The 24,607-nt window shown below is 71.7% G+C and carries 23 protein-coding genes and 3 pseudogenes; 16 read left to right on the top strand and 10 right to left on the bottom strand.

What is annotated here, in order from left to right; genetic code table 11:
• Positions 1–153 precede the first annotated feature (153 nt).
• A pseudogene (locus ACFV9O_RS21490) lies at positions 154–323 on the top strand (gfo/Idh/MocA family oxidoreductase); the annotation flags it as partial.
• A 42-nt stretch (positions 324–365) separates the two neighbouring features.
• On the opposite strand, the gene ACFV9O_RS21495 reads toward ACFV9O_RS21490, so the two are convergent.
• Positions 366–1,988: a peptide-N4-asparagine amidase gene (locus ACFV9O_RS21495; RefSeq protein WP_385420202.1), complete on the bottom strand. Its 1,623-nt coding sequence runs from the start codon at positions 1,986–1,988 to the stop codon at positions 366–368.
• 168 nt (positions 1,989–2,156) lie between these two features.
• Here ACFV9O_RS21495 and ACFV9O_RS21500 point away from each other — a divergent pair, with 168 nt between their 5' ends.
• Positions 2,157–3,977, top strand: a complete 1,821-nt coding sequence (locus tag ACFV9O_RS21500) for an ABC transporter transmembrane domain-containing protein (RefSeq protein WP_385420204.1) — start codon at positions 2,157–2,159, stop codon at positions 3,975–3,977.
• The gene (locus ACFV9O_RS21505; RefSeq protein ID WP_385420206.1) at positions 3,974–5,755 is read left to right on the top strand and encodes an ABC transporter ATP-binding protein; all 1,782 of its coding nucleotides are present in this window, start codon (positions 3,974–3,976) and stop codon (positions 5,753–5,755) included. The genes ACFV9O_RS21500 and ACFV9O_RS21505 overlap by 4 nt, the downstream gene beginning before the upstream one ends.
• Positions 5,756–5,787: 32 nt before the next feature.
• On the opposite strand, the gene ACFV9O_RS21510 is transcribed toward ACFV9O_RS21505, so the two are convergent.
• Positions 5,788–6,420 (bottom strand): TMEM175 family protein, encoded by a 633-nt coding sequence (locus ACFV9O_RS21510; protein WP_385420208.1) that lies wholly within the window; start codon positions 6,418–6,420, stop codon positions 5,788–5,790.
• Positions 6,421–6,586: 166 nt separating this feature from the next.
• On the bottom strand, positions 6,587–7,378 hold the full coding sequence (locus tag ACFV9O_RS21515) for a metal-dependent hydrolase (protein ID WP_385420210.1): 792 nt from the start codon (positions 7,376–7,378) through the stop codon (positions 6,587–6,589).
• Positions 7,379–7,498: 120 nt separating this feature from the next.
• On the opposite strand from ACFV9O_RS21515, the gene ACFV9O_RS21520 reads away from it, so the two are divergent.
• The 3 genes from ACFV9O_RS21520 to ACFV9O_RS21530 are packed head-to-tail and all read left to right on the top strand — an operon-like array spanning position 7,499 to position 11,448.
• Positions 7,499–10,012 carry a DEAD/DEAH box helicase gene (locus tag ACFV9O_RS21520; RefSeq protein ID WP_385420211.1) on the top strand — a complete coding sequence of 838 codons (2,514 nt, stop codon included), beginning with the start codon at positions 7,499–7,501 and terminating at the stop codon, positions 10,010–10,012.
• Between the two features lie 34 nt (positions 10,013–10,046).
• Positions 10,047–10,913: an acyl-CoA thioesterase gene (locus tag ACFV9O_RS21525; protein WP_385420213.1), complete on the top strand. Its 867-nt coding sequence runs from the start codon at positions 10,047–10,049 to the stop codon at positions 10,911–10,913.
• A gap of 49 nt (positions 10,914–10,962) precedes the next feature.
• Entirely contained in the window at positions 10,963–11,448 is a 486-nt protein-coding gene (locus ACFV9O_RS21530; RefSeq protein ID WP_385420215.1) for a glutathione peroxidase, read from the top strand.
• A gap of 56 nt (positions 11,449–11,504) precedes the next feature.
• On the opposite strand, the pseudogene ACFV9O_RS21535 reads toward ACFV9O_RS21530, so the two are convergent.
• Positions 11,505–11,786, bottom strand: a pseudogene (locus ACFV9O_RS21535) (SpoIIE family protein phosphatase); the annotation flags it as partial.
• Positions 11,787–11,851: 65 nt separating this feature from the next.
• Here ACFV9O_RS21535 and ACFV9O_RS21540 point away from each other — a divergent pair.
• The 3 genes and pseudogenes from ACFV9O_RS21540 to ACFV9O_RS21550 form a co-directional block, all read left to right on the top strand.
• Positions 11,852–12,055 (top strand): annotated as a pseudogene (locus tag ACFV9O_RS21540) (SDR family NAD(P)-dependent oxidoreductase); the annotation flags it as partial.
• A 231-nt stretch (positions 12,056–12,286) separates the two neighbouring features.
• A complete protein-coding gene (locus ACFV9O_RS21545) occupies positions 12,287–13,267 on the top strand; it encodes an SDR family NAD(P)-dependent oxidoreductase (RefSeq protein ID WP_385420217.1) in 981 nt (326 codons plus the stop codon).
• A 139-nt stretch (positions 13,268–13,406) separates the two neighbouring features.
• A complete protein-coding gene (locus ACFV9O_RS21550; RefSeq protein WP_385420219.1) occupies positions 13,407–13,883 on the top strand; it encodes a hypothetical protein in 477 nt (158 codons plus the stop codon).
• 73 nt (positions 13,884–13,956) lie between these two features.
• Here ACFV9O_RS21550 and ACFV9O_RS21555 read toward each other — a convergent pair whose 3' ends face one another.
• Positions 13,957–15,213 (bottom strand): acyl-CoA dehydrogenase family protein, encoded by a 1,257-nt coding sequence (locus tag ACFV9O_RS21555; RefSeq protein ID WP_385420220.1) that lies wholly within the window; start codon positions 15,211–15,213, stop codon positions 13,957–13,959.
• A 172-nt stretch (positions 15,214–15,385) separates the two neighbouring features.
• On the opposite strand from ACFV9O_RS21555, the gene ACFV9O_RS21560 reads away from it, so the two are divergent.
• The gene (locus tag ACFV9O_RS21560; RefSeq protein WP_385420222.1) at positions 15,386–16,042 is read left to right on the top strand and encodes a TetR family transcriptional regulator; all 657 of its coding nucleotides are present in this window, start codon (positions 15,386–15,388) and stop codon (positions 16,040–16,042) included.
• Positions 16,043–16,510: 468 nt separating this feature from the next.
• On the opposite strand, the gene def is transcribed toward ACFV9O_RS21560, so the two are convergent.
• Entirely contained in the window at positions 16,511–17,053 is a 543-nt protein-coding gene (gene def / locus ACFV9O_RS21565; RefSeq protein WP_385420224.1) for a peptide deformylase, read from the bottom strand.
• A gap of 126 nt (positions 17,054–17,179) precedes the next feature.
• Here def and ACFV9O_RS21570 point away from each other — a divergent pair, with 126 nt between their 5' ends.
• From ACFV9O_RS21570 to ACFV9O_RS21595, 6 genes are all read left to right on the top strand, one after another.
• Complete coding sequence (locus tag ACFV9O_RS21570) at positions 17,180–18,427, top strand: MurT ligase domain-containing protein (protein ID WP_385420226.1); 1,248 nt, start codon at positions 17,180–17,182, stop codon at positions 18,425–18,427.
• An 18-nt stretch (positions 18,428–18,445) separates the two neighbouring features.
• Positions 18,446–19,174 (top strand): type 1 glutamine amidotransferase, encoded by a 729-nt coding sequence (locus ACFV9O_RS21575; protein WP_385420227.1) that lies wholly within the window; start codon positions 18,446–18,448, stop codon positions 19,172–19,174.
• Positions 19,175–19,332: 158 nt separating this feature from the next.
• Positions 19,333–20,358 carry a 6-phosphofructokinase gene (locus ACFV9O_RS21580; RefSeq protein WP_385420229.1) on the top strand — a complete coding sequence of 342 codons (1,026 nt, stop codon included), beginning with the start codon at positions 19,333–19,335 and terminating at the stop codon, positions 20,356–20,358.
• A 119-nt stretch (positions 20,359–20,477) separates the two neighbouring features.
• The gene (locus tag ACFV9O_RS21585) at positions 20,478–21,437 is read left to right on the top strand and encodes a cytochrome c oxidase assembly protein (RefSeq protein ID WP_385420230.1); all 960 of its coding nucleotides are present in this window, start codon (positions 20,478–20,480) and stop codon (positions 21,435–21,437) included.
• Positions 21,438–21,541: 104 nt separating this feature from the next.
• A complete protein-coding gene (locus ACFV9O_RS21590; protein WP_351234154.1) occupies positions 21,542–21,700 on the top strand; it encodes a hypothetical protein in 159 nt (52 codons plus the stop codon).
• Between the two features lie 7 nt (positions 21,701–21,707).
• Positions 21,708–21,989 (top strand): response regulator, encoded by a 282-nt coding sequence (locus ACFV9O_RS21595; protein WP_385420232.1) that lies wholly within the window; start codon positions 21,708–21,710, stop codon positions 21,987–21,989.
• A gap of 55 nt (positions 21,990–22,044) precedes the next feature.
• On the opposite strand, the gene ACFV9O_RS21600 is transcribed toward ACFV9O_RS21595, so the two are convergent.
• From ACFV9O_RS21600 to ACFV9O_RS21615, 4 genes are all read right to left on the bottom strand, one after another.
• Positions 22,045–22,785, bottom strand: a complete 741-nt coding sequence (locus tag ACFV9O_RS21600) for an anti-sigma factor domain-containing protein (protein WP_385420234.1) — start codon at positions 22,783–22,785, stop codon at positions 22,045–22,047.
• A complete protein-coding gene (gene sigK / locus ACFV9O_RS21605) occupies positions 22,782–23,306 on the bottom strand; it encodes an ECF RNA polymerase sigma factor SigK (RefSeq protein ID WP_385420348.1) in 525 nt (174 codons plus the stop codon). Before sigK ends, ACFV9O_RS21600 begins: the two co-directional genes overlap by 4 nt.
• Positions 23,307–23,414: 108 nt before the next feature.
• Positions 23,415–23,900 carry an ATP-binding protein gene (locus ACFV9O_RS21610; protein WP_385420236.1) on the bottom strand — a complete coding sequence of 162 codons (486 nt, stop codon included), beginning with the start codon at positions 23,898–23,900 and terminating at the stop codon, positions 23,415–23,417.
• 121 nt (positions 23,901–24,021) lie between these two features.
• A complete protein-coding gene (locus ACFV9O_RS21615) occupies positions 24,022–24,453 on the bottom strand; it encodes a hypothetical protein (RefSeq protein WP_385420238.1) in 432 nt (143 codons plus the stop codon).
• Between the last annotated feature and the right edge of the window lie 154 nt (positions 24,454–24,607).

Below are 24,607 nucleotides of genomic sequence, written 5' to 3' on the forward strand. Positions count from 1 at the left end.
GTGGAGCGCAGGGGTGCTAACATGCGCGGGGTTGGTTGTTTGGTTCCCGCTTCCCCCCTGCGAAAACACCTCCCCCCCGCGCCCCCCCCCCCCCCCCGCCACCGGTCGGCACCTATGGATCAGGCTCCGTCAGGCCACCGTCACGCCCCGGCGCCCGACTTCGACGTGTACGACGCGGCGACCTGGACGGCACCGGTGCTGCTCAGTCACCTCTCGGTGAAGGCGGGCGGTGCCTCGTCTCGGTGAAGGCGAGCGGTGCCTCGCAGGAGATCCCGGGGAGGAAGCCCCGCTCCGGAGCGGACTCCGAGAAGCCCTCGGCGTGAGCGGTGCGGGGCCCGGCCGCCGGTGCCGGGCCCCGTGCGCCGTCAGCAGCGCCGGCGGTCCTCCGTGAGCACGCCCTGCACGGTCCGCAGGCTCCGGTCGTAGCAGCCGTCGGGCGCCTGCGCCCCGTACAGCCGGTAGCGTTCCGCCGTCGTGCCGACCGCGTGGCGCTGGTCGCGCGCCACGTTCGCGGTGTACGTCGCGTCTCCCGCGTACGAGTCGTCGAGCCGCGACCAGGCGGTGCGCTTCCCGCCGCGCAGCACCATGGTGTCGGCCCTGTCCCCGAGCGTGAGCACGGTCCGCAGCCGGTCGCCCGCACCGAGGGTCGTCTCGCCGTCCATCGTGTACGTGCGATGGGTGCGGGTGGTGGTCCGGCCCGAGGTCACGGTCTCGTCGTCGGTCCAGGTGCCCTCGAGCGCGTCCGGGTTCTCGCCCTCGCCCCAGCGGTGCGCGGAGGTGTGCGCGAGCGAGCGTGTCACCTCGGTCGCGATCCGCCCGTGCGAGGTGTTCACGTATCCGCCGACGGTGAGCCGGTGCCCGGCCTTCGTGTCGAGCCGGTGCTCGGTCGAACCGGGAGTGTACGTGGAGGAGTTGGCGAGGTCGCCCTCCTCGTGGCGGGTCAGGGCGCCGGTCACCACGGTGCTGCCCTCGTCCTGCCAGATCAGGACGTTCGTGGGCGTGCTCCAGCCCGTCTGCCCGGCCGGCACCCCTGCGACGGATACCTCGATGCGGTGCGGGCGGCCGTCGTTGAGCTGGCCCGCGAACGGCGTGAGGTCGTACTGGACCGGCTTGATGTCGAAGGCGCGCGGTCCCGGAATCACGTACCAGAGGAAGGGGTTGGACCAGCCTCCGGTCCACACGGTCGGGAACGGTGCGGCGATTCCCGCGAGGCGCCCGTCGACCCTGATCTGCACCTCGCGGTACGGACCTCGGTCCGCCTTGCAGGAGTACGGGGCCGGGTCGGGGACGGTGAGGTACCAGTACTCCTCGCAGCCGCCGCCCGAGCCGGTGGCGTACACCTCGGCGAGGATCCGTTCGGAGTTGCGCGGGGTGGTGAGGCTCTGCGCGTCGAGCGGGAGCACCCGGTCCGGTACCGCGGCCCGGTCCGTGCGGCCGTCGGCGGCGTAGAAGGTGAGCGTGACCTTGACGTCGATGACGCCCGTGTAGGTGTCGTTGACGACGTTGCCGATGAGCATCTCGACGGGCTGGGGGCGGCTCAGGGTGTCGCGGTAGCGGGTGACGTCCTTCTCGACGGACCAGGTGATGCCGTCGGGCGAGGGCTGCGGGGTGGACGTACGGAAGATCTCGACGCCGCCGACGGCGAGGTGGCCGAGGCGGTCGTACTGGCGGCCCTTGACGTTGCCGTCGAGCCGCAGCACCACGGCGCTCCAGCGGCTGCCGCACTCCTCAGGAGGCGCGTAACTCCCCCTGTACGGCGTGAAGTCGCGGAACTGCGCCTCGGCGAGGGTGACCGAGCAGGACCTGGTGGCCGGCTTGGTGACCGGCGGCACCGCGGTGAGCGGATCGTGCCAATCGCTGCCGAACTCGGCCGGTGGCGTCGGGGCGCCGGCGGGTGCCGTCACCGCCGCGGCGGGGCTCGCGCCGAGCGCGGAACCGGCCGCCAGGGCCAGTCCCGCGAGCATGGACATGATCTGTTGTCGTCTCATGCGTCGGGAGTGAAGCGTGAGGATCGCGCGGGCGCCAGAGGGCGTGGCGGCACGGCCGGTGATCATGGCGGGTTCTGTGCCATGCCGCCCGAAAATCGGTTGCTACGACCGACTGCGGAGAGCGAACCTTGCACGTCCGAGCCGCCCTCTCGAACGATCTGGGACATCATGCAGATTCGCGATCTTCCGTATCCCGATCCCGGCGTTCCGGATGTCCGGTCGGGACTGCGGTTCCTCGTCTGGCTCGGGCGCAAGCAGCTCGGCGGCCAGCTCACATCCCTCGCCTGGGGCATGCTGCACTTCGTCTCCGTGATGGCACTTCCGTACGGCGTCGGTCTCGCCGTACAGGCCGTCGTCGACCATTCGGGCTCCCGGCTCGCGCTCGCGGGCGGGCTGATCGCCCTCGCCACGGTCGGCATCGCGGGCGGCGACACCATGCTGCACCGCACGGCCGTCACCAACTGGATCACTGCCGCGGCGCGCGTGCAGCAGCTGCTGGCCCGCAGGACCGCCGAGCTGGGCTCCGCGCTCACGCGACGGGTCGCCGCGGGTGAGGTCGTCGCGGTCTCCACCGGCGACGTCGAGAAGATCGGCTGGTTCGTGGAGGCGGTCTCGCGCTTCCTCGCGGCGGCCCTCACGATCGTCGTGGTCGTCGTGGGTCTGCTCGTCTACCAGCCGGCGCTCGGTGTCGTGGTCGCTATCGGCGTTCCGGTGCTGGCGCTCGGCGTGCTGCCGCTTCTCCCGCGGGCGACGCGGCTCGCGGACGCCCAGCGCGAGAAGGCGGGCAAGGCCACCGAGCTCGCCTCCGACACGGTCGCGGGACTGCGGGTGCTGCGCGGCATCGGCGGCGAGGAGCTGTTCCTCCGGCGCTACCGCCGCGCCTCGCAGGAGGTGCGCCGGGCGGCCGTCCGCAGCGCCCGGATGTGGTCGCTGATCACGGCGCTGCAGGTGCTGCTGCCGGGTCTGCTGCTCATCATCGTCGTCCTGTACGGCATCGGGCTGGTCGGCGACGGGCGGATCGAGGTCGGTGAACTCGTCACCGTCTACAGCGCGGTGATGCTGCTGAGCTACCCGCTGCGGCACTTCGAGGAGATCGCCATGGCGTACTCCTTCTCCCGGCCGTCCGCGCGGCGCGCGGCCCGGGTGCTGTCGCTGGAGCGGCCCTCGGGCGGCTCCGGGGAGGCGTCCGACGCCGTGGCCTCGGGCGATCTGTACGACCCGGCCAGCGGGTTGCTCGCCCCGGCCGGGGCACTGACCGCCGTCGTGTGCGGCGATCCGGACGAGGCTGGGCGGCTGGCTGAGCGGCTCGGCGGGCATGCCGCGGATCCGCAGGGCCTGCCGTCCATGCTGCTCGGCGGTGTCGCCCTGGACGAGCAGCCCCGTGAGGTCGCGCGCGGCCTGGTCCTGGTCCAGGACAAGGACCCGGTCCTGCTGTCCGGGAGCCTGACCGAGCTGCTCGACGTGCCCGCGTCCGGGGCGGTGTCCGCGACCGATGCGCTGGCCGCCGCCGAGTGCGGGGACGTGCTGGACGCGCTGGCGCAGGCCGCGCTGGACAGGGACGCGATGGGCGCGCCCATCACCGAGCGCGGCCGCTCGCTCTCGGGCGGGCAGCGGCAGCGGCTGGCCCTGGCCAGGTCGCTCGTCGCGGACCCCGACGTGCTGGTGCTCGACGAGCCGACCTCCGCGGTCGACTCGCACACGGAGGCACGGATCGCCGAGGGGGTGCGGGCCCTGCGCTCTGGACGCACCACGGTCGTCTTCACGTCGTCGCCGCTGCTGCTCGACCGGGCCGACCGGGTGGTGCTCGTCCGCGAGGGCGAGGTCGCGGCCGTGGGCGTGCACCGCGAGCTGCTGCACAAGGAGCCGCGGTACCGCGAGGTGGTGACCCGGGAGACGGAGGACACCCCGGCCCATGTCGGCGAACAGCTCACCGAGCCCCTGACCGGGCAACTGACCGACGCCGGAATCGACATCGAGGAGACGGCATGATCGGCGTGGCGCCACCGGCATTCGACCCGGCGGCCCCCCGGACGGCGACCACCCTGCCGGTGGGCACGCCCGCGACGGTGCGCGCGTACGTACGCGAGCTGCTGCGGCGGCACCGCCGGGCGTTCGTCCTGCTCGTCGCCGTCAACACGGTCGCCGTCGTGGCCTCGATGGCCGGGCCGTGGCTGCTCGGCTCGCTCGTCGAGCGGGCGGCGGACGGGGCGCGCGAGCTCCATCTGGAGCGCACCGCGGCGCTGTTCGCGGTGGCGCTGGTCGTCCAGGCGGTGTTCGTACGGCTGGTGCGGCTGCGGGGCGCGATCCTCGGTGAGCGGATGCTGGCGGATCTGCGCGAGGACTTCCTCGTACGGTCGGTCGGGCTGCCGCCGGGCGTGCTGGAGCGGGCCGGTACGGGCGATCTGCTGTCCCGGATCACGACCGACATCGACCGGCTGGCGAACGCGATGCGCGAGGCGGTACCGCAGCTGACGATCGGTGTCTTCTGGATCGTTCTGCTGCTCGGCGGGCTCACCGTGACCGCGCCGCCGCTCGCCCCGGCCGTGCTGCTGGCGCTGCCGGTGCTGGTGATCGGCTGCCGCTGGTACTTCAAACGGGCGCCGTCCGCGTACCGTTCGGAGGCCGCGGGGTACGCGGCCGTGGCCGCGGTGCTCGCCGAGACCGTCGACGCGGGCCGGACGGTGGAGGCGCACCGGCTCGGGGCGCGGCGCGTGGCACTGTCGGACCGCCGGATCAAGGAGTGGACGGCGTGGGAGCGGTACACCCTGTGGCTGCGGTCCGTGCTGTTCCCGGTCATCAACGTCACGCACGCGACCGTGCTCGGGTCCGTGCTGATGATCGGCGGCGTCTTCGTGCTGCAGGGCTGGATCGGGATCGGGCAGCTGACCACCGGCGCGCTGATCGCGCAGATGATGGTCGACCCGGTGAACCTGATCCTGCGCTGGTACGACGAGCTCCAGGTGGCCCAGGTGTCGCTCGCGCGGCTCGTCGGCGTACGGGAGATCGAACCCGACGCGGGCGACGGACAGGTGCGCCCGGAGGGGCGCGCGGTGCGCGCGGACGAGGTGCACTTCGGGTACCGCGAGGGCGTCGACGTGCTGCACCGGGTGTCCATGGACGTGCCGCCCGGCACCCGGCTGGCGCTCGTCGGCCCGTCCGGCGCGGGCAAGTCCACGCTCGGGCGGCTGCTCGCGGGGATCTACGCGCCGCGGACGGGCCGGGTCACGCTCGGTGCGGCCGAGCTGTCCCGGATGCCGGCGGAGCGTGTACGGGAGCACGTGGCGCTGGTCAACCAGGAACACCACGTCTTCGTGGGCTCCCTGCGCGACAATCTGCTGCTGGCACGGGCGGGGGCGGACGACGCCGAGTTGTGGGCGGCGCTGGGTGCGGTGGACGCGGACGGATGGGCGCGGGCGCTGGAGGACGGCCTCGACACCGAGGTCGGCTCGGGTGGCCTCGCCCTGACCCCGGCCCAGGCCCAGCAGATCGCCCTGGCCCGCCTGGTCCTCGCGGACCCGCACACCCTGGTCCTGGACGAGGCGACGTCGCTGCTCGACCCGCGCGCGGCCCGGCACCTGGAGCGCTCCCTGGCCCGGGTGCTGGACGGGCGCACGGTCGTGGCCATCGCCCACCGGCTGCACACGGCCCACGACGCGGACGTGATCGCGGTCGTCGAGAACGGCCGCATCAGCGAACTGGGCAGCCACGCCGAGCTGGTGGCGGCGGGCGGGGCGTACGCGGCGCTGTGGCGGTCCTGGCACGGTTAGTTCCCGGGGCCCGCCCCCCGGACCCCCGCCCCTCAGTCGCTGTACCTGCGGGAGAGCCAGGCGCGGAGCGGGATGGCGGCCAGCCACCAGAGCTGGGCGACCAGCGGTGAGACGAGGGTGAGCGGGATGGAGGCGGCGAAGACCACCACCATGACCGCGCCCTCCAGGGCGGACAGGCGCAGGCTCTCCCGCGGAACATGCGGTTCGGCCAGGGCCGGCCGGAAGAGGATCCGCAGCGCCATCGCGGTGATGATGGCCGAGGCGAGGGCGATCGATCCCGCGTAGACCGCCGTGCCGAGAGCGGTGTCCCCGTACTCACTGATCAGCCGGGTGGGAAACGGCAGCCCCGCGATCACGGCCAGCAGGGCGAGATACAGGTAGAGCAGACAGGTGTCGATCCGGGCGACCCGGGAGAACAGGGCGTGCTGTCCCAGCCACAGCACCCCGATGACGACGAAGCTGAGCAGGAACGCGGCCACGTCGGCGAGGGCGTCGTCCAGCGCCGCGCCGAGGTCCGCTTCGGCCAGACCGTCCGCCACCTTGATGTCGAGGGCGAGCAGTGTGATCGCGATCGCGAAGACCGCGTCCCCGAACGCGAGCAGCCGCTCCCGCCCGATGACCGCCCCTGCGCCCTCGCCTCCCCGCTCGCCTGTCGCTTCGCTCACGGCCGGGACGCTACCGGCGGGTGCCGGCCCCGGCACCCGGCGCTGGGCCGAACGCCGGACGCCGGGGCGGGTCCGTGCGGCTCCGGATCGCACTGGGCGAGGACGGCCGTGGACCCCGTTCAGCCAGGACGGCCGTGGACCACGCTCGGCCGGGGCAACTCCGGATCTAGATCACGTTCAGCGCCGCCGCGCCGCCCACCCCGCCCAGCAGCATGAACACCGGCATCAGCACCTTCAGCTCCACCCAGCTCCCCGCCCGGAAGCGCATGCCCTTCGGCGGGCCCAGCGGGTACCAGCGCTTGCGGCCGATCGGGATCGGCCAGAGGATCGGGCAGCCGGAGACGGTGAGCGCGTCGCCGATGTCGTGGACGAGGGCGCCGAGCACGATGGGCAGGCCGAGCCAGAGGTACTCCTGGCCGGGGCCGGTGAAGAGCCAGTCCGCGCCGCTGCCCGGTTTGTCCAGGACGCCCGCCAGGATCCAGGCGCTGGTCGCGCCGAGCAGCCAGACCAGCACGTCGCTGGAGACCCGCGCGGCGCGCCACAGCAGGCCCTCGACCGCGAGGACGAGATGGATGAAGAGGATCGCGAGGACCGCCCAGCGGCCCCCGGTCACGGCCAGCGCCGACGTGCCCGCGCCGATCAGCACCGCCCACACCCAGGTGTGCGTGAGCGTGCGGTGGCCGCCGGACCTGCGTGGGTCGCCCTGCTTCTTCGTCGCCTTGTAGACCGCGTACGACAGTTTGTCGACCACCTCGCACAGGCCCCGCGAGAGGGGCCCGAAGGCCCGGGAGATCGTTGCCGCCTTGTGGTCGAGGTCGGGCGCCAGTGCCGCGCCCGCGCAGATCAGTGCGCCGACGACGAGCACGGGCCACGGCATCGGATGGCCCGCCGCGGCCGCCGCCGCCCCCACCCCCAGCCAGGCTGCGGCCCCGGACAGGGAGTGCGCCGGTCCCATCATGCTGTTCCCGCCCCATTTGTCTTGTCGTTGTGCTCAGTTGACGGGACAGGCTACCGGTAGCGATCTTCCTCTCGGTGGCCGGTTCCCTCATCCGCGCCGAAGCCAGGCAAGATGGGGGGCGTGACCCTTATCGATCAGCTGCCGCCGGATGCCGACCCCGATGCCCTCTTCGAAGCCTTCTCGTCATGGGCCGAGGACCGGGGCATCTCGCTCTACCCGGCCCAGGAGGAGGCGCTGATCGAGGTGGTCTCCGGGGCCAACGTGATCCTTTCCACCCCCACCGGCTCGGGAAAGAGCCTGGTCGCGGCGGGTGCGCACTTCGCGGCGCTGGCCCGTGACGAGGTCACCTTCTACACAGCGCCGATCAAGGCCCTGGTCTCGGAGAAGTTCTTCGACCTGTGCAAGCTCTTCGGCACCGAGAACGTGGGCATGCTCACCGGCGACGCTTCCGTGAACGCCGACGCGCCGGTCATCTGCTGCACCGCCGAGGTCCTGGCGTCCATCGCGCTCCGCGACGGCAAGGACGCCGACATCGGCCAGGTCGTGATGGACGAGTTCCACTTCTACGCGGAGCCGGACCGCGGCTGGGCCTGGCAGATTCCCCTCCTCGAACTCCCCCAGGCACAGTTCGTGCTGATGTCGGCGACGCTCGGCGACGTCTCGATGTTCGAGAAGGACCTGACCCGCCGCACCGGCCGCGAGACCGCCGTCGTGCGCTCGGCGACCCGCCCGGTCCCGCTCTCGTACGAGTACCGCACGACCCCCATCACCGAGACGCTGACCGAACTGCTGGAGACCAAGCAGGCGCCGGTCTACATCGTGCACTTCACACAGGCCCAGGCGGTCGAGCGGGCGCAGTCGCTGATGAGCATCAACATGTGCACCCGCGAGGAGAAGGACCAGATCGCCGAGCTGATCGGCAACTTCCGCTTCACCACCAAGTTCGGCCGCAATCTCTCCCGATACGTGCGCCACGGCATCGGCGTCCACCACGCCGGCATGCTGCCCAAGTACCGCCGCCTGGTCGAGAAGCTCGCCCAGGCCGGTCTGCTGAAGGTCATCTGCGGCACGGACACGCTCGGCGTCGGGGTCAACGTCCCCATCCGCACGGTGCTGTTCACGGCGCTCACCAAGTACGACGGCAGCCGGGTCCGTACGCTGCGCTCCCGCGAGTTCCACCAGATCGCCGGCCGCGCCGGCCGGGCGGGCTTCGACACCGCCGGATTCGTCGTCGCGCAGGCGCCGGAGCACGTCATCGAGAACGAGAAGGCGCTCGCCAAGGCGGGCGACGACCCGAAGAAGAAGCGGAAGGTGGTCCGCAAGAAGGCGCCCGAGGGCTTCGTCGCATGGTCCCAGAATTCCTTCGAGAAGCTCATCGCCTCCGATCCCGAGCCGCTGACCTCCCGTTTCAAGGTCACCCACGCCATGCTGCTGTCGGTGATCGCCCGCCCGGGCGATGCCTTCGCCGCCATGCGCAAGCTGCTGGAGGACAACCACGAGCCGCGCAAGCAGCAGCTCAGGCACATCCGCCGGGCCATCGCGATCTACCGCTCGCTGCTCGACGGCGGCGTCGTGGAGCGCCTCGAAACCCCCGACGCCCAGGGCCGGATCGTCCGGCTCACTGTCGACTTCCAGCAGGACTTCGCGCTGAACCAGGCGCTGTCCACGTTCGCGCTCGCGGCCTTCGACCTCCTGGACCCGGAATCGCCGTCGTACGCACTCGACATGGTGTCCGTCGTCGAGTCGACCCTGGACGACCCGCGCCAGATCCTCGCCGCCCAGCAGAACAAGGCGCGCGGCGAGGCGGTCGGCGCGATGAAGGCGGACGGGGTCGAGTACGAGGAGCGGATGGAGCGGCTCCAGGACATCTCGTACCCGAAGCCGCTCGAAGAGCTGCTGTGGCACGCGTACAACCTGTACCGGAAGTCGCACCCGTGGGTCGGCGACCACCCGGTCTCGCCGAAGTCCGTCATCCGTGACATGTACGAACGGGCGCTGTCATTCACGGAGTTCACGTCCTTCTACGAGCTGGCCCGCACCGAGGGCATCGTGCTGCGCTATCTCGCGAGCGCGTACAAGGCCCTCGACCACACCATCCCGGACGATCTGAAGACCGAGGACCTGGAGGATCTGATCGCCTGGCTCGGCGAGATGGTCCGCCAGGTCGACTCCAGCCTGCTGGACGAGTGGGAGCAGCTGGCCAACCCCGAGGTGGAGACGGCGGAGGAGGCGCAGGAGAAGGCCGACCAGGTCAAGCCGGTCACCGCGAACGCCCGCGCCTTCCGCGTACTCGTACGGAACGCGATGTTCCGCCGCGTGGAGCTGGCCGCGCTCGACCACGTCGCCGAGTTGGGCGAGCTGGACGGCGAGTCCGGCTGGGACGAGGACGCGTGGGGCGAGGCGATGGACGGGTACTGGGACGAGTACGACGACCTGGGGACGGGACCGGACGCCCGCGGCCCCAAGCTGCTGTCCATCGAGGAGGATCCCGCGCACGGTCTGTGGCGGGTCCGGCAGACCTTCGCCGACCCGAACGACGATCACGACTGGGGTGTCAGTGCGGAGGTCGATCTGGCGGCCTCCGACGAGGAGGGCCGGGCCGTGATCCGGGTCACCTCCGTGGGCCGGCTCTGAGGCCCCGGTGCGAATGGAGAGTGGAAAGAACCGCATGACCAGTCCCGCCGAGCGGCTCGTCGATCTGCTCGACCTGGAGCAGATCGAGGTCAACATCTTCCGGGGGCTCAGCCCCAACGAGTCCCTGCAGCGCGTCTTCGGCGGTCAGGTCGCAGGCCAGGCCCTGGTTGCGGCGGGGAGGACGACGGACGGCCTCCGGCCGGTCCACTCCCTGCACGCGTACTTCCTGCGGCCCGGTATCCCGGGTGTGCCGATCGTCTACCAGGTCGAGCGGGTCAGGGACGGCCGGTCGTTCACCACCCGCCGGGTCACCGCCGTGCAGCGCGGCCGCACGATCTTCAATCTGACGGCCTCCTTCCACCAGCCCGAGGAGGCCGGCTTCGAGCACCAGCTGCCGCCCCGGCTCGACTTCCCGGCGCCGGAGACGCTGCCGAGCGTCACCGACGAGATCCGCGAGCACCTGGGCGCGCTGCCGGAGGCGCTGGAGCGGATGGCCCGCCGCCAGCCCTTCGACATCCGCTACGTGGACCGGCTGCGCTGGACCAAGGAGGAGGTCAAGGACGCGGATCCGCGCAGCGCGGTGTGGATGCGCGCGGTCGGCCCGCTCGGCGACGACCCGCTCGTGCACACCTGCGCGCTGACGTACGCCTCCGACATGACCCTGCTCGACGCGGTCCGTATCCCGGTGGAGCCGCTGTGGGGGCCGCGCGGCTTCGACATGGCCTCGCTGGACCACGCGATGTGGTTCCACCGCCCGTTCCGCGCCGACGAGTGGTTCCTGTACGACCATGAGTCGCCCATCGCGACGGGCGGCCGCGGGCTGGCACGCGGGCGGATCTACGACCGCGAGGGGCGGCTGCTGGTCTCGGTGGTCCAGGAGGGGCTGTTCCGGCCCGTATAAGCGGCCGTGCGAGAGTGACCGGAGAAGGACCGTTACCGAGGAGAACCTGATGACTCTGCGCGACATCCCGCTGCGTACCCTGACCGGCGACCCCACGTCGCTCGCCGACTACGCGGACACGACCGTGCTGCTGGTCAACGTGGCGTCCAAGTGCGGCCTGACGCCGCAGTACGCGGGGCTCGAGCGGCTGCAGAAGCAGTACGCGGACCGTGGCTTCACGGTGCTGGGCGTGCCCTGCAACCAGTTCGCGGGGCAGGAGCCGGGCAGCGCCGAGGAGATCCAGACGTTCTGCTCGACGACCTACGGTGTGTCGTTCCCCCTGCTGGAGAAGACGGACGTGAACGGCGACGGCCGGCACCCGCTGTACGCGGAGCTGACGAAGGTCGCGGACGCGGAGGGCGAGGCCGGCGACGTCCAGTGGAACTTCGAGAAGTTCCTGATCTCGCCGCAGGGCGAGGTCACCCGCTTCCGTCCGCGCACGGAGCCGGAGGCGCCGGAGGTCGTGGCCGCGATCGAGGCCCTGCTGGGCGCCTGACGACGGAGGAAGGGGCGGCGTACGGCTTGCGTACGCCGCCCCTCGCACAGCCGGTGTCAGCAGTCGGCCGGCGTGCCGGCGGGGGAGGCCGGGGCCGGGGAGCGGGTGCGGGCCAGAAGCAGGGTGACGTCGTCTTGCGACGTCGTGGCCGGCAGGGTGTCGATGATCGCGGAGCAGAGGTCTTCCAGAGGGAGGCCGGGCTGCGCGAGTGCGGCGCTCACACGGTCCATCCCGACGTCGATGTCGTCGTGGCGGTCCTCGACGAGGCCGTCGGTGTAGAGGGCGATGACGCTTCCCCCGGGCAGTTCCACCGTTCCCGTCTCGTACGAGAGCAGCCCGACGCCGAGCGGGGTGCCGGTGGGGAGGTCGGGGAGGGTGACGCCGCCGTCCGTCGTCCGTCGGCGGCATCGCCGCGTTCCCGTCTCTCGGCGCGTACCACGCGTCCAAGTGGGCGCTCGAGGGCTTCAGCGAGTCTCTTGCCCAGGAAGTCGCAGGCCACGGGATCAAGGTCACCCTTGTCGAGCCGGGTGGCTTCACCACGGACTGGGCCGGCTCCTCCGCCTCGCACGCCCAGCCGAACCCCGCCTACGACCAGGTCCGCGAGGCCATCGCGGCCCGCTTCGGCGACGCCCGGTACGCCGCCACCGCCGACGCGGGCGCCGCCCTGCTGCAGATCGTCGATGCTGAGAACCCGCCGCTGCGGGTGCTGTTCGGTACGGAACCCATCGAGATCATCGAGCCCGTCTATGCCCAGCGCCTTCAGACCTGGGCCGACTGGGAGCACGTCTCCCGGGTCGCGCAGGGCTGACCCGGGAGAGGCCCGGTCGCGCTTCTGCTCATGGGCGGACGACGCCCGACCCCGACCCCGATCGTCGAGGCGCCCCTCACGTTCGGGGCGAGCACCACCGCCGCCGACGTACTCGACGGTGTCGACCTGCACGGCCGCCGGGCCGTGGTGACCGGAGCCAGTTCCGGAATCGGGGTGGAGACAGCCCGGGTGCTCGCCGCCGCGGGCGCCGACGTCACCCTGGCCGTGCGGGAAACCGCCGCGGGGGCCCGCGTGGCGGCCCGCCTGGAGGCGGAACTTCCGCCCGAAGCAGGGAAGTTGACCGTGGGGCGGCTCGATCTGGCCGACCGGTCGACGGTCGCCGAGTTCGTGGCAGCCTGGCACGGCCCGCTGCACATCCTGGTCAACAACGCGGGAGTGATGGCCACGCCGCAGCTCACCCGTACACCTGACGGCCAGGAGTGGCAGTTCGCCGTCAACCACCTGGGCCACTTCGCCCTCGCCACTGGCCTCCATCCGGCGCTCGCGGCGGCGAACGGTGCACGGGTGGTCTCGGTGAGCTCCATCGGCCACCTCTTCTCACCGGTCGTCTTCGACGACCTGGCCTACCGCTTCCGCCCCTACGACCCGTGGACCTCCTACGGGCAGTCGAAGACCGCCAACGCCCTGTTCGCCGTCGGTGCCGCCGAGCGATGGGCCGACGACGGGATCACCGCCAACGCACTGATGCCGGGCAACATCGCGGACACATCCCTGGCCCGGCACATGGACATGCAGCAGGTGGCCGCCTTCGTCGCCTCGGGTGAACTCGCACTGCCGCCGGGAAAGACGGTTGAGCAGGGCGCCGCGACCTCGGTGTTGCTGGCCGCCTCACCGACGGTGGAGGGCGTCACCGGCCGCTATTTCGAGGACTGCGCGCAGGCCGAGCCAGTCGCCGAGCGAGCAGGTGCCGTCGCCGGTGTCGCGCCGTACGCCCTGGACCGGGACAACGCGGCACGCCTGTGGGCCGTATCCGAGGCTCTCGTCCGCTGACGATCCACGCTGCGCGTGTGGCCTCGGGACGCGATCCCTGGGCTCGGCTGCGCCGTCAGCTGTGGCGGCCCCCGCGCGCCCATGGCGAGCAGCCGCGCGAGCGGGTGGTCGGCCGCTCGGGCTGTTCTACGACCTGGTCATGGTGGTGCTGGTCGCCCAGGCCGCCACCACTTGGCCGGGCACCTCACCTGGAGCGGTCCGGGTGCGTTCATCCCCGAAGCGGGCAGCGCACGAGGAGCCGCGTTCGCCGTGCACGCGGGGGGTGCTGTTCGCGGTCCTCGCGGTGCTGTGGCTGCTCGCCGCGCGCGGTGACAGCCCCGAATTCCGCCGTCCCGGCACGCTGCACGTGGCCGGGACGGCGCTGTGTGCGGTCGTCCTGGCCGCGAGCGCCGCCCTGCCCGCGGACCTTCGCGTGCTGACCTGGGGCCTTTGGGCCGGCGCCGCCGAGCCCGCCGCACCGGCCGGCGTCACCAGCCAGGCCGTCGCGCTGCGCGAGGCCCTCCGCGACAGCCCCACGACCGCCCTCGCACCCACCGAGCGCGACCTGCTGACGGAATGGCTCGACCGCATGGCCGACACCACCGCACACCACCCTCACACCACGGAAGGGCCCTGACGACCCGCGGGTCGGCCGCCCGAACTCACCGCGGACGACCGACCCGAGGTCAGCGACTTCCGGACGTGAGGATTCAGCGGATCGGCATCCCCGACAGCGTGCGGGCGATGACCAGACGCTGGATCTCGCTCGTGCCCTCGAAGATCGTGTAGATCGCGGCGTCGCGGTGCATGCGCTCCACCGGGTACTCACGGGTGAAGCCGTTGCCGCCGAGGATCTGGACCGCCTGGGCGGTGACCTTCTTGGCGACCTCGCTCGCGAAGAGCTTGGACATCGAGCCCTCGGCCGCGGTGAACGGCTTGCCGCTCACGGCCATCCACGAGGCGCGCCAGACCAGGAGCCGGGCCGCGTCGATCTGCGTGCGCATGTCGGCGAGCTGGAAGGCGACGCCCTGGTTGTCGATGATCGGGCGGCCGAACTGCTCGCGCTCCTTGGCGTACTCGAGCGCGTAGTCGTACGCGGCGCGGGCCGTGCCGACGGCCATCGCGCCGACCGCCGGGCGGGAGGCCTCGAAGGTGGCCATCGCGGCGTTCTTGCCCCTCCCCCAGCCTTCGGCCGGGGGGACCCCCACGCCGCCGCCTGCCCTGGCCCGCTCGCGGGCGCGGGCGAGGCGCTCGTCGAGCTTCTCCTTGCCGCCGAGCAGGCAGGAGCCGGGGACGCGGACGTCCTCGAGGACGACCTCGGCGGTGTGGGACGCGCGGATGCCGTGCTTCTTGAACTTCTGGCCCTGGGAGAGGCCGGGGGTGTTCGGCGGGACGATGAAGGAGGCGTGGCCCTTGGTGCCCAGCTCCGGGTCGACCACCGCGACGACGACATGGACATTGGCGATACCGCCGTTCGTCGCCCAGGTCTTGGTGCCGTTGAGGACCCACTCGTCCTTGGCCTCGTCGTAGACGGCACGCGTACGCATCGAGCCGACGTCGGAGCCGGCGTCGGGCTCGGACGAGCAGAAGGCGGCGACCTTGACGTCGTCGACGTCTCCGTACATCTGCGGGATCCAGGTGCCGATCTGCTCCTCGGTGCCGTTGGCGAGGACGCCGACGGCGGCGAGTCCGGTGCCGACGATGGAGAGGGCGATGCCGGCGTCACCCCAGAAGAGCTCCTCCATGGCCATCGGGATGCCGAGGCCGGTGGGGTCGAAGAACTGCTGGGCGTAGAAATCGAGGGAGTAGATTCCGACCTTGGCGGCCTCCTGGATGACCGGCCAGGGTGTCTCCTCACGCTCGTCCCACTCAGCGGCGGCCGGGCGGATCACGTCCTTCGCGAAGCCGTGCAGCCAGTCGCGGACCTGCTTCTGGTCGTCGTTGAGATCGAGCGCGAACTCGGACATGTCCCCTCCTGATATGCACACACTTAAGCACCCACCCGTGTGTTACTTGCGGTAACCGAAGTCTGTTACCGGCAAGTAGATGCTGTCAACCTGCGCCGGTGCGATCGGCGCCCGATCCCTGCGGAGTGTTACGTTGCGCAGGCCTCAGGACAACGACGGGCGGGGAGACGCTATGGAGACCACGACTCAGCAGACCGACCAGCAGCGGTCGGCGGACCAGCGGCGGCGGGAGTTGCTCGAAGCCGCGGACCGGGTGGTGCTCCGCAACGGACCGCAGGCCTCCATGAACGCGATCGCCGCGGAGGCCGGGATCACGAAGCCCATTCTGTACCGGCACTTCGGCGACAAGGGCGGACTGTACCGGGCCCTCGCCAAGCGCCACACCGACGCCCTGCTCGACGCGCTGCGCGCGGCGGTGGACGCCCCGGCGGACCGGCGCGAACGGGTCGAGAACACCCTCGACACCTATCTCGCGGCAATAGAGGCCCGTCCGCAGGTGTACCGCTTCCTGATGCACCCGGCCGAGGACTCCCAGCAGTCCGAGCATTCCGAGCAGGGCTTCGACGTCGGCCGGCACTCGGCACCGCTGCTGCGCCGCCTCGGCGAGGAGCTGGCCAAGGTCATCGAGGACCGCGTGGACCTGGGTCCGGGCGGGAGCGAGCTCGCGCGGGTGTGGGGGCACGGGATCGTCGGGATGATGCACGCGGCGGGCGACTGGTGGCTGGGCGAACGGCCGTGCTCCCGCGAGCAGTTGGTGAGGAGCCTCACGGATCTCCTGTGGGGGATGCTGGCGGAGGTCAAGGACCGCGACGGCAGCCCTGGCTTCTGAGTCGGTGCCCGCCCCGGGCCCCGGGCCTGCCCGTGCACCGGTGCGGCCGCGCCCGGCCCTCGCGGGCGGTGCCGGCCCGGCAGGCAGGTGTGAGAGGCGGCCGGTACCGCCGCGTGAGCCGGTGTGTCCCTCCTCGAACGCCGGACAGGCTCGGAGCGCCCCGCACCACGACGTGACCCGGGATGTCCGTCCTCGGGCACCGGACGGACCCAAGGTGCCCGGCACACGGGGTCGCGAACGGCGGACCGGCCAGGTCCCTGTCCGGTCGATCAGGCCGGATCAGTGAGCGGGGTCGGGTGCCGTACATCGCGAGGCGAGGTGGGGCCCCCGCCGAAGGCAGGGGGAGAAATCGACGCGGTGGGGGCACCTCCCGTGCCCGTAGGGCTACGGGGTAGTCGGTGACCGACGACAACGCAGCGAGGTGCGGTGCAGGGCACGCCGAGCCAGGCAAGGTCGGCCGGACAGGGCCTAGCGGCGTGACCATGGTGCGCGGCGGACCGCGCGCAGGGCGCGGGTGCGGCGCCAGCCGGTGACGTGGTCCAGGTAGACCCCGCCCTCGAGATGGTCGTACTCGTGCTGGAGGCACCGGGCGAAGAACCCCGTCCCGTCCACCCGCACCGGCTCGCCGTCCATCGTCACTCCCTCGACGACCGTGTGGTCGAACCGCGGTGTGCCCGCCTCGAGGCCCGGCAGCGAGAGGCAGCCCTCCGGGCCGCGCACCGTGACCCCGTCGGTCAGGACGAGCCGCGGGTTGACCACGTGCCCGAGGTGGCGGACGTCCTCGTCGTCGGGGCAGTCGTAGACGAAGACCCGCAGCGGTATGCCGACCTGGTTCGCCGCGAGGCCGACGCCGTTCGCCGCGTACATGGTCGCGTACATGTCCTCGATGAGCGTCGCGAGGGACGGACCGAAGTCCGTGACGGGCTCGCAGGGAGCGTGCAGCACCGGATCTCCGAGCAGCCTCATGGCTCGTACGAGTCCGGAACTGCCGGGGATCGGACGGTTTCGCATGGCGGTAAGGGTACGTTCTGCCCTCCGCCGCGATGACCTCCGGGTTTCGTACGGGAGCCGCAGTTCGGGCCGCTGGCCGGATCTCGATAGGCTGAGCCCCGACCGACGCAAGGAGGATCTAGGACGATGGCAGGACACCCTGGCAACGCAGAGCCATTGTCGCCGCGGGCCAAGCTGGCCGTGACGGCGGGCAAGGCCGCGGCGGCCGTGTCGCGCGCCGCGGGACGCGGCAGCGGATCGGTGATCGGCGGCCGGGTGGCGCTCAAACTCGACCCGGATCTGCTGAGCCGGCTGGCGCACCATCTCGACGTCATTCTGGTGTCGGCGACGAACGGCAAGACCACCACCACGCGGCTCATCGCCGAGGCCCTGCGCGCCAGTGGCCCGGTCGTCTCGAACGCGCTGGGCGCGAACATGCCCGCGGGCATCACCTCCGCCCTCGCCGGCGGCTCCGACGCCAAGTACGGCGTGATCGAGGTCGACGAGAAGTACCTGGCCGGTGTGGCGCGCGACACCACCCCCAAGGCCATCGCCCTGCTCAACCTCTCCCGCGACCAGCTGGACCGCGCGGCCGAGACCCGGATGCTCGCCGAGAAGTGGCGCGAGGGCCTGGCCGGTACGAAGGCCGTCGTGATCGCCAACGCCGACGACCCGCTGATCGTCTGGGCCGCGTCCTCCTCCGCCAACGTGGTGTGGGTCGCCGCGGGGCAGGAGTGGAAGGACGACGCCTGGTCCTGCCCGTCCTGCGGCGGTGTGATGCAGCGCCCGGGCGACGACTGGTTCTGCGGCGAGTGCGGCTTCCGCCGCCCCGCCGTCAGCTGGGCGCTGAGCGGCGACTACGTCCTCGACCCGCACGGCTCGGCCTGGCCGATCCACCTCCAGCTGCCGGGCCGCGCCAACAAGGCCAACGCCGCGACCTCCGCCGCGGTCGCCGCGGTCTTCGGCGTCCCGCCGCAGGTCGCCCTGGAGCGCATGTACCAGGTGCAGGCCGTCGCCGGGCGGTACGACGTCGTGTCGTTCCTCGGCCGCGATCTGCGGCTGCTGCTGGCGAAGAACCCGGCCGGCTGGCTGGAGACGTTCTCGCTGATCGACCCGCCGCCGACGCCGGTGATCCTCTCGGTCAACGCGCGCGGCGCGGACGGTACGGACACGTCCTGGCTCTGGGACGTCGACTACACCCGGCTCGCCGGACACCCGATCCTCGTGATCGGCGACCGCCGGCTGGACCTGGCCGTACGTCTCGAGGTCGCGGGCCTGGACTTCCGCGTGTGCGACACCGTCGACGAGGCCGTGCAGCTCGCCCCGCCCGGACGGATCGAGCTCATCGCCAACTACACGGCGTTCCAGGACGTACGCCGCCGCGTCGGCAACTGACCCAGAGGAGACGAGAGCATGAGTGACAATAGCCTGCGGCTTGTCTGGGTCTACCCGGACCTGCTCAGCACCTACGGGGACCAGGGCAACGCCCTCGTCGTGGAGCGCCGGGCGCGCCAGCGCCGACTCGGCGTCTCGCGCGTCGACGTGCGCAGCGACCAGCCGGTGCCGACCTCCGGCGACATCTATCTGATCGGCGGCGGCGAGGACAGGCCACAGCGGCTCGCGGCCGAGCGGCTGCGCCGCGACGGCGGCCTGGCCCGGGCCGCGTCCAACGGCGCGATCATCTTCTCGGTCTGCGCCGGGTACCAGATCCTCGGCCACGAGTTCATCAACGACCTGGGTGAGCGTGAGCCGGGCCTCGGTCTGCTCGACGTCGTCTCGACCCGGGGCGAGGGCGAGCGGTGCGTCGGCGACGTGCTGGCCGACATCGACCCGCGGCTCGGCCTGCCGCAGCTGACGGGCTTCGAGAACCACCAGGGCATCACCCATCTCGGGCCGACGGCCCGCCCGTTCGCCCGTACCGTGCTCGGCAAGGGCAACGGCACCGGCGACGGCACCGAGGGTGCGTACAACGACACCGTCTTCGGCACATACATGCACGGCCCGGTCATGGCCCGCAATCCGCAGATCGCGGACCTGCTGCTGAAGCTGGCCCTCGATGTGAACGCGCTGCCGCCGGTCGACGACCGGTGGTACGAGGCGCTGCGCAACGAGCGCATCGCGGCCGCGACCCAGCCCGCCTGACAGGCCGTTCGCACCGCTCTCTCGTTCGTACGAACCTCCAGTGTCCACTGTGCGGACGTCCGGTTCGGTTCCCGCCGCCCCGCGCCGGTAGGGTGGCGGGGATCCAACCGGACGACGTGGTCCGGGAGTCGGCCCACGTTGCAAAGGTATTCGGGCTCATGCGCATTGGTGTCCTCACGTCCGGCGGCGACTGCCCCGGTCTGAACGCGGTCATCCGTTCGGTCGTACACCGCGCCGTCGTCGACCACGGCGACGAGGTCATCGGCTTCCACGACGGGTGGAAGGGCCTGCTCGAGGCCGACTACCGCAAGCTCGACCTCGATGCCGTGGCCGGCATCCTGGCCCGTGGCGGCACGATCCTCGGCTCGTCCCGGGTGCAGCCGGCGCATCTGGTCGACGGCGTGGAGCGCGCCAAGGGACACGTCGCCGACCTGGGCCTCGACGCGATCATCCCGATCGGCGGCGAGGGCACGCTGAAGGCCGCCAATCTCCTCTCCGAGGCGGGCCTGCCGATCGTCGGCGTACCGAAGACCATCGACAACGACATCGCGTCGACGGATGTGACCTTCGGCTTCGACACCGCCGTCGGGGTCGCGACGGAGGCTCTCGACCGGCTCAAGACCACCGCCGAGTCGCACCAGCGCGTGCTCATCGTCGAGGTCATGGGACGGCACACCGGCTGGATCGCCCTGCACTCGGGCATGGCGGCCGGCGCGCACGCGATCGTCGTCCCCGAGCGTCCGTTCGACATCGACGAGCTGACCAGGCGGGTCGGCGCGCGCTTCGAGGCGGGCAAGCGGTTCGCGATCGTCGTCGTCGCCGAGGGCGCCAAGCCGCGCGAGGGCACCATGGAGTTCGACGAGGGCGGCAAGGACATCTACGGCCACGAGCGCTTCGCCGGTGTCGCCCGGCAGCTCTCCGTCGAGCTGGAGCAGCGGCTCGGCAAGGAGGCCCGGCCGGTGATCCTCGGGCATGTGCAGCGCGGCGGTACGCCGACCGCGTACGACCGTGTCCTCGCCACCCGCTTCGGCTGGCACGCCGTGGAGGCGGCGCACCGCGGCGAGTTCGGCATGCTGACGGCGCTGCGCGGCACGGACATCACGATGGTGCCGCTGGCGCAGGCCGTGGAGACCCTGAAGACGGTCCCGGAGGAGCGGTACGCCGAGGCCGAGTGCGTCCTGTGAACCGGTCGCACCCCTTGCACGTGTGACGAACCGCCCCCGGTCGCAGCAGCGGCCGGGGGCGGTTCTAGTCTGGTGCGGCGGACAACAACCGCGAATCAGGGCGCTCCGGGAGTACACAGATGGATCACAGCGGGCACGGCGAGCACGGTATGCCGATGGATCTGCCGCCGTTCACGCTGGGGCGGGGCCTGGAGTTCTCCGCGGACCCCTTCTTCCTGATCGGCTGCCTCGTCGGTCTCGGGCTGTACGGCTGGGGTGTCGTCCGGCTGCGGCGTCGCGGCGACGCCTGGCCGGTGGGACGGACGATCTTCTTCACGATCGGCGTACTGACCATCGCGCTGGTGATGTGCACCGGGCTGAACGACTACGGCATGGTCATGTTCAGCGTCCACATGGTGCAGCACATGGTGATCAGCATGCTCTCTCCGATCCTGCTGCTGCTCGGCGCGCCGGTGACGCTGGCGCTGCGCGCGCTGCCGGTCGCGGGGCGGGGCCGCAAGGGCCCGCGCGAGCTGCTGCTGGCCCTGCTGCACAGCCGCTACATGAAGATCGTCACGCATCCGGCGTTCACGATCCCGATGTTCATCGCGAGCCTCTACGCGCTCTACTTCACCCCGCTGTTCGACTTCCTCATGGAGTCCAGGCCCGGGCACATCGGGATGATGGTGCACTTCCTCGCCGTCGGCCTGATCTTCTTCTGGCCGATCATGGGCGTGGACCCGGGGCCGCACCGCCCCGGCTACGTGATGCGGATGCTGGAGCTGTTCGCGGGCATGCCGTTCCACGCCTTCTTCGGCATCGCGCTGATGATGGGGTCCGAGCCGATGGTCCGGACGTACGCGGATCCGCCGGCGTCCCTCGGGATCACCGCGCTCTCGGACCAGAACGCGGCGGGTGGCATCGCCTGGGCGTTCAGCGAGATCCCGTCCGTGCTCGTGCTGATCGCGCTGGTGTTCCAGTGGTACCGCTCCGAGCAGCGTCAGGCCGTCCGCAAGGACCGGGCCGCGGACCGGGACGGGGACAAGGAGCTGGAGGCGTACAACGCGTATCTGGCCTCGCTCCAGGCGCGCGGGCGGTGATCGCTTCCCGGCAGTAGCGCGCGGACCGCTTCAGGGGTCACGATGGCTCCACGGCCATGGCCGTGGCTTCCAGCCACGGCACACAGGCCCGGAGGAGGACGCGCATGTCCGGTTCCACGAAGACGATGGGTGTGCTCACCCTCGTGGCCCTGGTGGTCGTGACGGCCTACACGGTCGCGCTCGGCAGCAACGGCTGGCTGTGGTTCGGCTGGGTCGTGCTGGGTCTCGTGACTCTCGGAATGGTGGCTTCCAAGCCCACGTAGGGCCGATGTGCGGCTCCGTTTCCCTGTCGTCGCCGCCGCGACCGGCTCCGGGGCGCTGACGGCCGCCGAGTCCGCGCGGCCGGACGTCGTCGTGCTGGACGTGATGCTCCCCGACGTGGACGGCTTCGAGGTGGCGGCACGGCCGCGGGCAGCCGGGCGGAATGCGCCGGTGCTCTTCCTCACCGCCCGCGACTCGGTGGACGACCGGATCAGGGGCCTCAGCAGCGAGGGCAACGAGGGCCACGGGCCACGCCCGCCTCGTGGGCCGCACCTTGCGGACCACGCCTGACGTGCGGTGCGCGTTCCGGCTCGTACGTCAACGAGCAGCTGCGCGGGCGGCCGGGTCAGGCCGGGAGGGCGAACATGCCGAGTGGTGGGGTCGTGGGGTGCGGTGAGCCGCCGGCGGGCTCGATCGTGATGCCCACGGCGGTGGCGTTCCCCACCGGCCCGTCCAGCACGCGCAGCTGACGCTCCGCGGCTCCGCCGAGCAGTCCGGCGGGTCTGAAGGTGCCGTCGTCGTCGAACCACAGTTCGTAGGTCTTGCCGGCCGGGAGCGGCGGCAGCTCGTAGGCGATGAAGGCCGCGGCGTTCTCGCTGCGCGAGACCGCCAGCGTGCCGGTGCCCCCGTCCGCCAGCCGCTGGGTGCGGAACGCGACGTCGGGTGCGGCCATCACCTCCGCGATACCGGCGTACCACTCCTGCGTCTCCTCCAGCGCCGACCTGGCGCGCTCCGCCTCCTGCTGCTGCCAGACGGCGACGCCGCCGAGGGCGACGGCGGCCGCGACGCACGCGGCGAGCACCAGCCGGGACAGCCTGCGGGGGCGGCCCGGAGCGCCGGCGTCCGGGGCCAGGCGGGGCTCCTGCCCGGCGGTGGCGATCTCTTCGAGCACGCGCCGCTTCACATCCGCCGGGGGCTCCACGGCCACCGCCCGTCCCAGCCGCGTGACCGTGGCCGAGAGCTCCGCGACCTCGCGCGCGCAGGAGTCGCACGTGGCCAGGTGCTCCTCGAACGCACGCCGCTCCGGCTCCGGCAGGGCGTGCAGGACGTAGGCGCCTACCGCGCTGTGCGGTTCGCTGTCGCTCATCGCGTCGCCCCCAGACAGTCGCGCAGCCGGACCAGACCGTCACGTATCCGCGCCTTGACCGTGGTCAGGGGCTGTGACAGGGATTCGGCCACCTGCGGGTAGGTCAGTCCCTGGTAGTACGCCAGCATCACCGATTCCCGCTGAAGCTCCGTCAGCTGCTCCAGACAGCCGCGCACCTGCTGATGCTCGAGCCGGGTCTCGACCTGCTCCCCGACGGCGTCGAACGCCGCCATCGGCTCCAGGAGAGCCATGCGACGCTCCCGCTCGCCGCGGGCCCGGGCCGAGCGGACCCGGTCCACCGCGCGCCGGTGGGCCAGCGTCAGCGCCCATGTCATCGCGCCGCCCCGCTCCGGACGGAACCGCCCTGCGGTACGCCACAGCTCCACGAGCACATCCTGTGTCACTTCTTCGGCCTGCGCCGGGTCCCTGAGGACCTGGTACGCGAGCCCCATCACCGGACCGCTGACCGCTTCGTACACGGGCACGAAGGCGTCCCGGTCACCTCGGCCCACGAGGACCATCAGCTCGTCCAGCCCCAGCCCGCTCAGCCGGTGCCGGGCTTCGGGACCTGAGCGGTCTGGTGACACGTGCTTTTCCTCGCTCGTCGTGGGCACGGCACCCTCAGGGCGTCAGTCATCCATGCCACCACCGAACAGGACGGGCCGCATCCCAGCACGGCAGGGCGACGGAGCGAGGGTCGCGTGCACGCGTTTCCCGCCCGGAACCGGTTCGGTGAACAGCCGGGCGCCCAGGTCCTCCGCGATGCGCAGGCCCCTGCCTCCGGTCGCGGCTGTCGCGTCCGGCCGGCGAGGCACCGGAGCGGCGGTGGAACCGTCGTCCACGGCGACATCGACGGTTCCGGCGTCGGCGTCGGCGGTCAGGGCCAGTGCGTAGGGGCCCGGTGCGTGGACGACGGCGTTCGTCACCAGTTCCGACACGATCAGCAGGATGTCGTCGCGACGCCCCGGGGCGAGCGGCGGCCGGAGCCCGTCGAGGAAGCCGGCGGCCCGCCGGCGGGCCAGCCCGGGGGCCTCGCGTCCCGGGGGCAGGGCGATCGCGAGCTCACCGGGCGGGTGGTGAGCCGGACGTACGAGCGGTGCGGTGGGAGCGGTCATGGCGGTGTTCCCTGAGGGGGCGCGCGGCCTGGGCCGGCGCCGACGACGATGTCGTTTCGGAAGCGAGGTTCCAGGACCCGGGGTCCTGGAACCTCGGCCCCGATGTGAGGCGGCGGGTCCGTCACCGATGGCGGCAGTCCCAGTGCCCCTTCACCCAGTGCTTGTCCCAGTGCCCCGGGTGGTGGACCCACTTCCAGTGGTCCTTGTGCCCCCGGTCGCCGCGGTCCCCGTGGTGATCGCGGTCCCCGTGGTGATCGCGGTCCCCGTGGTGATCGCGGTCCCCGTGACCGTGGCGGTCTCCGTGACCGTGGCCGTTGAACCACCGCTTCTCCCAGTGGTCCTTCGCCCACCTCTTCTCCCAGTGGCCCTGCTTCCAGTGGCACCGGTCGTCGTGGTCGCCGGAGACGTGCGCGGTCGTCGCCGCGGCCGGAGCCGCAGCGGGGGCGGGGGCGGCGGCCGCCGCGCCGGAGGAACCCAGTGCGGCACCGCCGGCCAGGAGCCCCGCGGCGGCGGCACCCGCCACAAGTCGGCGGACTCGGAAGGAAACAGTCATCGGATCTACCTCGCTGTCTCGCTGTCTGGTGATCAGGAACCCGGCCGGCCCTGATCCGGATCGGATCGCCGTGAACGGCGTCACCCAGTTGTTCGGAGCCGCCCTGCCTACGGATAGGCCGACATCACAGAAGACCGATAAATAAGGCGCATAG

The organism is Streptomyces sp. NPDC059909 (assembly GCF_042730885.1).
GTDB lineage: Bacteria > Actinomycetota > Actinomycetes > Streptomycetales > Streptomycetaceae > Streptomyces.

Coding starts and splice junctions, on each gene's coding strand:
- ACFV9O_RS21495 (WP_385420202.1), bottom strand. CDS start 1,988: ATGAGACGACAACAGATCATGTCCATGCTCGCGGGACTGGCCCTGGCG.
- ACFV9O_RS21500 (WP_385420204.1), top strand. CDS start 2,157: ATGCAGATTCGCGATCTTCCGTATCCCGATCCCGGCGTTCCGGATGTC.
- ACFV9O_RS21505 (WP_385420206.1), top strand. CDS start 3,974: ATGATCGGCGTGGCGCCACCGGCATTCGACCCGGCGGCCCCCCGGACG.
- ACFV9O_RS21515 (WP_385420210.1), bottom strand. CDS start 7,378: ATGATGGGACCGGCGCACTCCCTGTCCGGGGCCGCAGCCTGGCTGGGG.
- ACFV9O_RS21525 (WP_385420213.1), top strand. CDS start 10,047: ATGACCAGTCCCGCCGAGCGGCTCGTCGATCTGCTCGACCTGGAGCAG.
- ACFV9O_RS21530 (WP_385420215.1), top strand. CDS start 10,963: ATGACTCTGCGCGACATCCCGCTGCGTACCCTGACCGGCGACCCCACG.
- ACFV9O_RS21545 (WP_385420217.1), top strand. CDS start 12,287: ATGGGCGGACGACGCCCGACCCCGACCCCGATCGTCGAGGCGCCCCTC.
- ACFV9O_RS21550 (WP_385420219.1), top strand. CDS start 13,407: ATGGTGGTGCTGGTCGCCCAGGCCGCCACCACTTGGCCGGGCACCTCA.
- ACFV9O_RS21555 (WP_385420220.1), bottom strand. CDS start 15,213: ATGTCCGAGTTCGCGCTCGATCTCAACGACGACCAGAAGCAGGTCCGC.
- ACFV9O_RS21560 (WP_385420222.1), top strand. CDS start 15,386: ATGGAGACCACGACTCAGCAGACCGACCAGCAGCGGTCGGCGGACCAG.
- def (WP_385420224.1), bottom strand. CDS start 17,053: ATGCGAAACCGTCCGATCCCCGGCAGTTCCGGACTCGTACGAGCCATG.
- ACFV9O_RS21570 (WP_385420226.1), top strand. CDS start 17,180: ATGGCAGGACACCCTGGCAACGCAGAGCCATTGTCGCCGCGGGCCAAG.
- ACFV9O_RS21575 (WP_385420227.1), top strand. CDS start 18,446: ATGAGTGACAATAGCCTGCGGCTTGTCTGGGTCTACCCGGACCTGCTC.
- ACFV9O_RS21580 (WP_385420229.1), top strand. CDS start 19,333: ATGCGCATTGGTGTCCTCACGTCCGGCGGCGACTGCCCCGGTCTGAAC.
- ACFV9O_RS21585 (WP_385420230.1), top strand. CDS start 20,478: ATGGATCACAGCGGGCACGGCGAGCACGGTATGCCGATGGATCTGCCG.
- ACFV9O_RS21590 (WP_351234154.1), top strand. CDS start 21,542: ATGTCCGGTTCCACGAAGACGATGGGTGTGCTCACCCTCGTGGCCCTG.
- ACFV9O_RS21600 (WP_385420234.1), bottom strand. CDS start 22,785: ATGAGCGACAGCGAACCGCACAGCGCGGTAGGCGCCTACGTCCTGCAC.
- sigK (WP_385420348.1), bottom strand. CDS start 23,306: ATGGTCCTCGTGGGCCGAGGTGACCGGGACGCCTTCGTGCCCGTGTAC.
- ACFV9O_RS21610 (WP_385420236.1), bottom strand. CDS start 23,900: ATGACCGCTCCCACCGCACCGCTCGTACGTCCGGCTCACCACCCGCCC.
- ACFV9O_RS21615 (WP_385420238.1), bottom strand. CDS start 24,453: ATGACTGTTTCCTTCCGAGTCCGCCGACTTGTGGCGGGTGCCGCCGCC.